An 8846-nucleotide genomic window follows, 5' to 3' on the forward strand; every position below is an offset into this window, starting at 1 on the left:
GCGGCGGCCAGGGCCTCGCCATACAGGGAGCGTGCGTCGGCGGGCCTGCCGGAGTCGTATGAAAGCCAGCCGGCGGCGATGCTCAGGTGGCCGGTTGCTGAGCGCAGTTGGCGCTCCGTGCGGTCAGTGAGCCGCCCGTCCTGCATTCAGCCGTACGCCTGGTGCAGAGCCTGGGACGCCTTTTGGCGCAACGCGGCTGACCCGTGATCGTGGTCGTGGGCGTAGATCGTGCTGACGGCCTGGTGGACGGCACGGACGTTGCGGGTACCGATCCGGCCTGGGGGCTGGTCGTCCGCTCCGGACAGCAGGGGGAACAGGGTCACGGCGGCGCCTGCTCCGTCGGTCAGGAAGGCTCGGCGGTCCACCGGTTCCCCCTCCCGCCAGCCGGGTCCGTTCGCCGCGGCCAGGGTGGTGGTCCGGAAGCCCAGTTCGGCCATGGTCCGGCCGGTCATTCTGGTGAGAATGCGACGGTACACGGCGCGGGGCAGCTGGACTTCCCCGTCTTCTCACGCGGCCACCAGACGCGCGGTGCACGCGACCGCCTCGCCCATCTCCTCCCCGGCCGCCACGACACGCCGCGCGAACTCATGGCGGGACATCTGTAACTGGTCTTCGCGCAGCGCGCGCAGTTGGGCGTTAGGGGTCTTGCGGCGGTCGGCCATACCGGCTCCGGGGCGGCATCCAACAGGGTGCGGCAACGGTACCGCCTGTCTGTCTTCTTCCCCTGTCTTGGAGTTCACTCCACAGGGGCGGCTTCGGCCCGACTTACATCGCTCTTGCATCGCGCTGGCGTCGCACTAACCGCCGCTCGGCTGGTTGCGTGGATCGTGACGTGACGAGCGATCAGGAGGCCACCGTGACGACCGCAAGTAGTGGCTTGGCCGTGCCGCGTGCGACCGCGATGCCCAGCGGACCGGGGAAACCCGGACCCCTGGAGGTGGTCGACGCGGACACGATCCGGGAGACGTACGAGGCGGCCCTCGGGGCGCCGGCGCCCGTGCCGAAAGAAGAGCGCGCACGCTCGGCGAACTCCTTCATGGGCACGTCCGGCTCCTCTTTACCGAAGTCGCGGCGTACGCGCCCCGCATGCAGGGCGAGCAGCAGCGCACCGCGGTGCACGTCATGACCCGCACCCGCCACCTGCTGGAGGCCGGGATCGGCATCTCGCCCATGGACATCTGGAACCTGGCCACGCAGTGCCGGGCCCTCCTTGCTCTCTACCAGCACCCCGGCCCCCTGACCGGCGGCTACATCACTGAGGTCCTCTCATGACCCGTAGGACCACAGCACAGCCCCGCAGCACCGGGTATCCCGGCTACACCCAGACAGGGGACCGCGCTCCGCAGACAGCGGAGGAGGGCCGGAAGCTGGCGCGGGTGGCGCTGGCTGCCTGGAGTCTGGTCGACGATGCGGAGACAGCGGCGCTGGTGATGTCCGAACTCGTCGCGAACGCGGTCCGGCACGCGCGCGGCCCCACGATCCGTATGACCGTAAATCGCCCGGCGGACGATCGGGTGTACGTGGCCGTGGTCGACCGGGAGCCCCGCCGGCTGCCAAAGCTGCGCATGCCCGCCGCGGACGTCCTGCAAGGCCGGGGGCTGCTCCTCGTGGACGCGCTCGCCGCCCGATGGGGCTACGACTTCATGGGCACTGGCGTGCATCCGTGGGGCAAGCGCGTGTGGGCTGAGCTGCAGGTGACTCCGTGAAGTCACGCGCGCTGGTCGCCGAGACCGTGACCCTGGCGGTCATCGCCGGATCGCTCGTCTCCGCGCTACTGATCGCGGTCGCATAGCCCCTCTCCTGACCTCCCTTGGGAGCGTCGTCCAGCGCCATTCCCCGTGCTTTGGGCCTGGACGATGCCGGAGCCCTGGCGGATGCACCCCCGCCCGCGCAGCCGCCAGGGCTCCCGCGTCCAGTCTTACGGAACACACGGGCCAATCGGTCGGTGGTCTTGGGGTGGGCAGTGGATGCCTGGTCGATCCACACCGTGCGGCGCTCGACGTCGACCAGGTACCAGATGCGCCGGCCGGCGGTGTTCCCTGTCAAGTTCGTCTGTTCAGAGGTCGTTAAGTCCCGTTCCTGATGATGTGGTGTCGCCCGTTCGTGAGGCTGCCGGAGGATGACGTGCCCCGGCACTGCGCACTCGCCTGCATCGGCGAGTCCCGCGTCAAGCTGCGGGCCACGGTTGGTGACGGGCCGGACCGGGCCGTGGCGTACGCCCGGAGGCTGGCGCGCTCCCTTACGGCCTTGTGCGACCACTACGAGGCGCTGACCGGCGTGGAGATGTGTCTGGCCTGCGACAGGCCGATCAGAGATCGCGAGGACTCGGTTTCGTAGGGGCAGGTCAGTCCCTCCGGCGGAGCCGCCTGCGCAGGCCACATCCACACGCGGTGCGCCCATACCGTGCGCCGCGGGTGATGACAACCCACCGCGCCCGGTGAATACGGGCCGGGGCCCATGGTGGCCGCTTCGGGTCAGGGCCGCACCAGCGCCCGCCTCACCGAAGGCTGGAGCACAGCCACGTTGGCCATCCCGCCGAGAGGGTCTCGCCGGGGGGCGGGGCCACGCACGCCCGCCAGGCTGCCGCCCCCTGAACGGGTCGAGCCTGGGGCGGCCGCCTCACGACACCGTTCAACACTCACCGCGATGGGAACCATCCAATGACCGCCAGCACGGCCAGCGCAGCAGACCCGGCCGCGAGCCGGCTCGTGCCCTATAGCACCAGCCGCGAGGGCGAGCGCCCCGACCTGCTGCTATCGCTGCGCGGCATGCGCGGCCCGAAAAGGGTGAGGATTTCGGATCTCGCCGGATACCGCGGCGTTATAGGACGGAAACAGCCGGCGCTTAATTTCTGTCTCCCGATAGAAATCCAGCCGCCGGAGACCGCATGTCCGACGCCGCTCCCGCCCTCGCTGACCTCCGCGGCGTGTGGTTCCGCTCGCTGCTCGTCGACGCCGGCGGCGGCCGTGACACCACCACTTCGGTCACCTGGGTGCAGGGTCCCACCCGCTACGCCGACCTTCGGCAGCCGGCCGACCGCCCCCAGCCGCACGGCATCACGGGTCTGGCCGACCTCAGCGCCTCCCAACTGCTCGACCTGACCGCCCAGGAAGCCTTCGCCGGCCGGCTGCGCCGCCTCGACGACGCGTACCACTGGGACCGCTCCTTCGACTTCGCCCCGGTCGCGCTCCCCGACTCCGGGCGACTGCACCGGCAGGGTCCCGCCCTCATCGAGGAAGGGCTTCACACGCCGTACGTGGAGCACTGGCACCCCGCGCCCGAGTCGGGCCCACCGCATGCCGCCCTCGATCTCACCGACCCGGAAGACGGCCGTGCGGGCCTACTCGTGCGCACCGGAAGTTGGTTCTGCTACGTGCGCGACCGCGCCGTACCCGTCCCCGTCGGCGCCCCGCTCGCCGACCTTGTGCGCGGTGCGGCGGACCTCTCCCAGGCTCGCCTGCTGGTCGACCTGGAGGTCTCCCTCGGACGGATCGCCACAGGCCGCTGGACCGTGCGGTGCTCCACACTCCCCCACCGCGTCGGTGCTGAGCTCGCTCCGCGCCTGCTCCCCGGTGAGCGCCTTTCCATCGCGGACACCGGACCCGGCGGGACCCCCCGCACCCGGGTCTTCGCCGTCACCGCAGGCGAAGGCGCGGTCTTCGCCCTCACCGCCCATGCCTCGAAAGGAGGCCACAGTTGACCGCGCCCTCCGCCTTCACCCGCATCCCCGTCGTGGACGTCTCGCCCCTGTCGCACGGCTCGCTCCAGGCGCGACGACGCGTCGCGCATGCACTCGGTCGCGCGGCCCGCGAGGTGGGGTTCATGTACGTCACGGGCCATGGCATCCCGGACGGCCTCTTCGACGACCTGCTGCGCACGACGAAGGAGTTCTTCGCCCTGCCCTACGAGGACAAGATGCGCTGCTGGATCGGCGCCTCCCGCAACCATCGCGGTTATGTGCCCAAGGGCGAGGAGGTCTTCGCGGGCGGCTCTCCCGATCACAAGGAAGCCTTCGACCTCTCCATCGACCTGCCCGCCGACGACCCGGACTACCTGGCCGGGAACCCGCTCCTCGGCCCGAACCAGTGGCCCGATCTGCCCGGCTTCAAGGAAGCGGTCACCCGCTGGTACGACGCGGTCTTCGACCTCGGGCGGACCCTCTTCCAGGGCTTTTCGGTCGCTCTCGGCCTCGCCCCGGACGCCTTCGACCGGTACCTCACCAAGCCCCCAAGCCAACTGCGGCTCATCCACTATCCGTACGACCGTTCGACCCAGGACCGGCCGGGCATCGGCGCGCACACCGACTACGAGTGCTTCACCCTGCTGCGGCCCACCGCTGCAGGGCTGGAGGTCATGAACGGCGCGGGTACCTGGATCGACGCACCGCCGCTGGGCGACGCCTTCGTCATCAACATCGGCGACATGCTCGAACTGTGGACGGGCGGCGAATTCGCCGCCACGACCCACCGGGTGCGCAAGGTCAGCGAGGAGCGGTACGCCTTCCCGCTCTTCTTCTCCGTTGACTACGCCACCCGGGTCGCGCCGCTGCCCGGCTTCCCTGAGGTCCCCGGAGTCAGCGAACTCGTAGCCGGCGAGCACCTGTTCGCGCAGACCGCCCAGACCTTCCGCTACCTCCGGCAGCGCGTCGCCGACGGCGAGATCTCCCTGCCGGGCAGCGCGCTCGCCCTGTCCTCCTTCGGCCAGGAGGCGCGGCAGTCCTCCCCCTCCGACTGACCGCCGCTCAGCCCCGCCCTCTTCACCGTCGAAAGCTCCCAGACGAAAGCAGGTACTGCCATGTCCGCCACCGCTCCCAGCGACGTACGCCCCGACCCCCCGTCCGCCCCCGTGAACACGGCGGCCGACGGCTCGCTGGAGACCTTCGGCTATCGCCAGGAACTCCACCGGACCATGGGCCGTTACGCCTCGTTCGCAGCCGGCTTCTCCTTCCTGTCGATCCTGACGACCGTCTTCCAGTTCTTCGCCGTCGGATACTCCCTCGGCGGCCCGGTCTTCTTCTGGACCTGGCCCGTGGTGCTGGGCGGGCAGTTCCTGGTGGCCCTGTGCTTCGCCGAGTTGGCCGCCGGCTACCCGATTTCCGGGGCCATCTACCAGTGGTCGACCCGGCTGAGCACTCCGGTCTTCGGCTGGTTCGCGGGCTGGATCATGGTGATCGGGCAGATCGTGGTCGTCGCGGCGGCGGCACTGGCCCTGCAGATGGTGCTGCCGCCTATCTGGTCCGGCTTCCAGGTCATCGGCGGCGACCCGGCGCCGCTCTCTGCCACCGGGGGAGCCAACGCGGCGGTCCTGGGCGTGATCCTGCTGGCCCTGACCACCCTCATCAACGTCATCAACAACCGCGTCCTCTCGGCCGTCAACAGCATCGGCGTCACCTGCGAGATCATCGGCGCCGCCTTGATCGTCCTGCTGCTGTTCACGCACTCCAAGCGGGACCCCGGCATCACCTTCCACACCGGCGGAGCCTCCGGCGGCCCCCTGATCAGCATGCTGCTGGTCGGTTCCGTCACCGCCGCGTACGTCATGGTCGGCTTCGACAGCGCGGGCGAGATGAGCGAGGAGACCCGCAATCCGCGGCGCACTGCACCGCGTACGATCCTCGCCGCGCTGCTCGCTGGCGGACTGCTCGGCGGACTGCTGGTTCTCGGCGGGCTGCTGGCCGCGCCGAGCCTGACCGACAGCAACCTCGCCACGAACGGTCTCAGCTACGTCCTGACCAGCGACCTCGGCGATGGCGTGGGCCGGCTGCTGCTCGCGGACGTGGCCGTCGCGATCAGCGTGGCCACCCTCGCTGTGCAGACCTCGGCCTCCCGCATGATCTTCTCCATGGCGCGTGACGGCAGGCTGCCCTGCGCCGAGCGGCTGGCGAAGGTCTCGCCGCGCACCGGGATGCCGAACGCCCCGGCGGTCGTCGTCGGCCTCCTGGCCGGCCTTCTGCTGCTGCTCAACCTCGTCTCCCCCGACGCCTTCCTGGCCATCGGCACGACCTGCATCGTGATGCTGTACCTGGCCTACGCCATGGTCACCGGGCCGATGCTGGTACGGCGGCTGAAGGGCCAGTGGGCCCCGTCGGCCGACGGGGAGCGGGACGAACTCGGCAGGCCGCTGTTCTCGCTCGGCCGCTGGGGTCTGCCCGTCAACGTGCTCGCGCTGGCGTACGGGCTGTTCATGACGGTCAATCTGGCGTGGCCGCGCGCCGCGGTGTACGACCCTGCAGGCGGCCACTGGTACTTCCAGTGGTTCACGATCCTGTTCGTCGGTGCCACGGTCGTGGCGGGCGCGGTGTACCTGTACCGAGGGGGCGCCCGGACCGTGAGGGGACTCGACGAAGCGGCCCGTATCGAGCTGGAGCCCGCGGCCGCACGGTCCTGAGCAGCAGCCGTCACCCCCGCACCGCGAGTTGCACGCGTCCGTCCGCCTGATGTGAGCGCACTAGGTGACTGGTGTTAAGCGGGTCTTCCTGAGCGTGCCGGTCCGCCATCGAAGGCGTCTGGATCGTGTTGTCGGCTGGTGATCGGGCGGCCCGTGGCCGTCATGAGGGTCGCCCAGGGGTGTTGTGCGGCCTCGGGCGGGTCGCTGGTGTGGCTATGGCCCTTCGGGGTGGTCAGCCGACTGCGATCGCCCAGCGTGACTGGATAGCTGGTCACCCGCGGTCGAGTTGATCTGGGCGCAGTTTCGTGATCATTGGGTCTCGTGTCCCAGGCCGCGCCGATTCCCAGCTACGAGGAACTCGCGGTGCTGGTAGTTCAGTTGCGCAGTGAGCTGGCCCAGGCGCGGGCCCGGATCGCGGACCTGGAAGCCCAGCTGGGCCAGAACTCCACGAACTTCTCGAAGCGTCTCTGATTGGCTTAGCGAGGCTGAGCGTTGCTCAGCCTTGGGAGCCAATCGCCTTCGTGCCCTGGTACTGAACGACAGGAGCCGCCAGCCCGCGTGGCACGTCCCTCCGGACGCTGGTCGACCGGGCCGCAAGACCCGACCGAGGAGGGTGCCCGACGTCGCCTGGGCGCCGGGCGTGCGCGTAGCACTCTGCCATAGGTTCACTACGCTTCGCTAATCCAACTGGTGAGCCTCCGTCTTCGGACGGCCTGGCCAAACCCGCCCCGAAGTCCCTGCGTGGGAAGTCCGGGCGGGGGCCGGGCCGTCCCAAGGGGCAGCCGGGTGCCACGTTGCGCCAGGTCGAAACCCCGGATGAGACCTTCACCCACCGACCCGGCCCGTGCACCGACTGCGGGGCCGACCTCTCGGCCGCGCCCGTGGTCGGGGTGGAGCGTCGCCAGGTCTTCGACCTGCCCGAACAGATACGGCTCCAGGTCGCCGGGCACCAGCTGCTCTCGGTGCGGTGCGCCCGCGGGAAGAAGGCCCGGGCCGCTGCTCCGGCCCGGGTCGCCGCCCCGGTGCAGTACGGGCCCCGGCTGGCCGCCGTCGGGGTTGGGAGCTGTTCGGTTTCGGATGTGCAGGAGTGTGTGTGCGTGTGCACGAGCATGTACCTGTTCGTGGTGGTGCAGCGCGCGCACGACGCGTGGCGGGCACTGTCAGTGCCGGCCGGTAGCGTTCTTCCTGTTGCTGATCACGTGTTGGGGAGGGGGCAGATCGATGCGTGGTGAGTCGTTGCGTACGATCGCTGCCCCCTTCGTGGCCGTCGGCCCGTCCGGTGTGGCGATCCGCACCCGCCTCAAGGGCCTCACGCCGGACGACGAGCAGGTGTTACGTCTGGTCGGCGCGCATCTGGGGTCGCTGGCCTCGAAGGATCTCAAACGCCGGTGCGCCGAGGGCCTGGAGCACTCCGCGGATACATGGGCCAGGCGCAAGCGGGCCCTGACCGACACGTCATCCTCGCGATGGGCCGGGAGCATCACCAAGGCCACCCACGACCAGTGGGCGCTGTCCCGGCGCGCCCAGCTCGCGCACATCCGCGGCCTTGAGGCCGGCATCAAGACGATCGCCCACCGCCTGTCGCTGCCGGTGGGCGAGAGGGGCACGAAGCGGGCTCCGGGCGGATACCGCACCCGCCAGGAGTGGTTCCAAAAGTCCCGGCGGCTGCGTCTGCTGAAGGACCGGTGGGAGCGGGAGCGGGCCGATCACGAGGTGGGGCGGGTGCGGGTGGTGCGGGGCGGCAAACGCCTGCTCCACACCCGACACCACCTCGAGGCGGCGCAGCTCACCAGGCACGCATGGCGCCGGCGTTGGGAGGCATCGCGCTGGTTCCTGCAGGCGGACGGCGAGTCGGGCAAGCGGTTCGGGAACGAGACGATCCGCGTCACCCCGGACGGCGAAGTCTCCCTGAAACTGCCTGCCCCGCTCGCCCACCTGGCGAACGCCCGGCACGGCCGGTACGTCCTGGCCGCAACCGCGGTCTTCCACCACCGCAGCGACGAGTGGGCCGACCGCATCACCACGAACCGGGCCGTGGCCTACCGCATCCACTACGACACAGACCGCTCCCGCTGGTACCTCACCGCATCCTGGACCATCCCACCCATCAAGACCGTCCCCCTGTCCCACGCCCGCACCGGCGGCCTGATCAGTGTCGACACCAACGCCGACCATCTGGCCGCCTGGCGGCTGGACGCCCACGGCAATCCGGTCGGCGAACCGCGCCGCTTCTTCTACGACCTGTCCGGCACCGCGAACCATCGGGATGCCCAGGTACGGCATGCACTGATCCGGCTCCTGCACTGGGCCCAACGCCACGAGGTGTCGATCGCGATCGAAGACCTCGACTTCGCCGCGGAGAAAACCCGGGAGAAGCACGGGCGCCGGAAGCGGTTTCGGCGGTTGATCTCCGGCATGCCCGTGTCCAAACTGCGGGCCCGGCTCGTCAGCATGGCGGC

General features: G+C 70.1%; 12 protein-coding genes. 9 read left to right on the top strand and 3 right to left on the bottom strand.

What is annotated here, in order from left to right:
* Nucleotides 1-146: 146 nt before the first annotated feature.
* The 3 genes from ACWDA7_RS47185 to ACWDA7_RS47195 form a co-directional block, all read right to left on the bottom strand.
* Complete coding sequence (locus ACWDA7_RS47185; protein WP_450613653.1) at nucleotides 147-452, bottom strand: hypothetical protein; 306 nt, start codon at nucleotides 450-452, stop codon at nucleotides 147-149.
* Between the two features lie 54 nt (nucleotides 453-506).
* On the bottom strand, nucleotides 507-662 hold the full coding sequence (locus ACWDA7_RS47190; protein WP_450613655.1) for a hypothetical protein: 156 nt from the start codon (nucleotides 660-662) through the stop codon (nucleotides 507-509).
* Between the two features lie 181 nt (nucleotides 663-843).
* Nucleotides 844-1044 carry a hypothetical protein gene (locus ACWDA7_RS47195; protein WP_450613657.1) on the bottom strand — a complete coding sequence of 67 codons (201 nt, stop codon included), beginning with the start codon at nucleotides 1042-1044 and terminating at the stop codon, nucleotides 844-846.
* Nucleotides 1045-1086: 42 nt separating this feature from the next.
* On the opposite strand from ACWDA7_RS47195, the gene ACWDA7_RS47200 reads away from it, so the two are divergent.
* The 9 genes from ACWDA7_RS47200 to ACWDA7_RS47240 all read left to right on the top strand — a co-directional run.
* Complete coding sequence (locus ACWDA7_RS47200) at nucleotides 1087-1272, top strand: hypothetical protein (RefSeq protein ID WP_450613659.1); 186 nt, start codon at nucleotides 1087-1089, stop codon at nucleotides 1270-1272.
* Nucleotides 1269-1706, top strand: a complete 438-nt coding sequence (locus ACWDA7_RS47205) for an ATP-binding protein (RefSeq protein WP_450613661.1) — start codon at nucleotides 1269-1271, stop codon at nucleotides 1704-1706. The genes ACWDA7_RS47200 and ACWDA7_RS47205 overlap by 4 nt, the downstream gene beginning before the upstream one ends.
* 397 nt (nucleotides 1707-2103) lie before the next feature.
* Complete coding sequence (locus ACWDA7_RS47210) at nucleotides 2104-2337, top strand: DUF6415 family natural product biosynthesis protein (RefSeq protein ID WP_450613663.1); 234 nt, start codon at nucleotides 2104-2106, stop codon at nucleotides 2335-2337.
* 550 nt (nucleotides 2338-2887) lie between these two features.
* On the top strand, nucleotides 2888-3700 hold the full coding sequence (locus ACWDA7_RS47215) for a hypothetical protein (protein WP_450613664.1): 813 nt from the start codon (nucleotides 2888-2890) through the stop codon (nucleotides 3698-3700).
* The gene (locus ACWDA7_RS47220) at nucleotides 3697-4734 is read left to right on the top strand and encodes an isopenicillin N synthase family dioxygenase (protein WP_450613666.1); all 1038 of its coding nucleotides are present in this window, start codon (nucleotides 3697-3699) and stop codon (nucleotides 4732-4734) included. Before ACWDA7_RS47215 ends, ACWDA7_RS47220 begins: the two co-directional genes overlap by 4 nt.
* Before the next feature lie 60 nt (nucleotides 4735-4794).
* Nucleotides 4795-6387 (top strand): amino acid permease, encoded by a 1593-nt coding sequence (locus tag ACWDA7_RS47225; RefSeq protein ID WP_450613668.1) that lies wholly within the window; start codon nucleotides 4795-4797, stop codon nucleotides 6385-6387.
* A 321-nt stretch (nucleotides 6388-6708) separates the two neighbouring features.
* Nucleotides 6709-6858, top strand: coding sequence for a DUF6444 domain-containing protein (locus ACWDA7_RS47230; protein ID WP_450613670.1), 150 nt, complete (start codon nucleotides 6709-6711; stop codon nucleotides 6856-6858).
* Nucleotides 6859-7181: 323 nt separating this feature from the next.
* Nucleotides 7182-7619: a hypothetical protein gene (locus ACWDA7_RS47235; RefSeq protein WP_450613672.1), complete on the top strand. Its 438-nt coding sequence runs from the start codon at nucleotides 7182-7184 to the stop codon at nucleotides 7617-7619.
* On the top strand, nucleotides 7609-8846 hold a 1238-nt coding region (locus ACWDA7_RS47240), incomplete at its 3' end, for an IS200/IS605 family accessory protein TnpB-related protein (protein ID WP_450613674.1). The genes ACWDA7_RS47235 and ACWDA7_RS47240, both read left to right, overlap by 11 nt.

This window comes from Streptomyces sp. NPDC001156, from assembly GCF_053598275.1.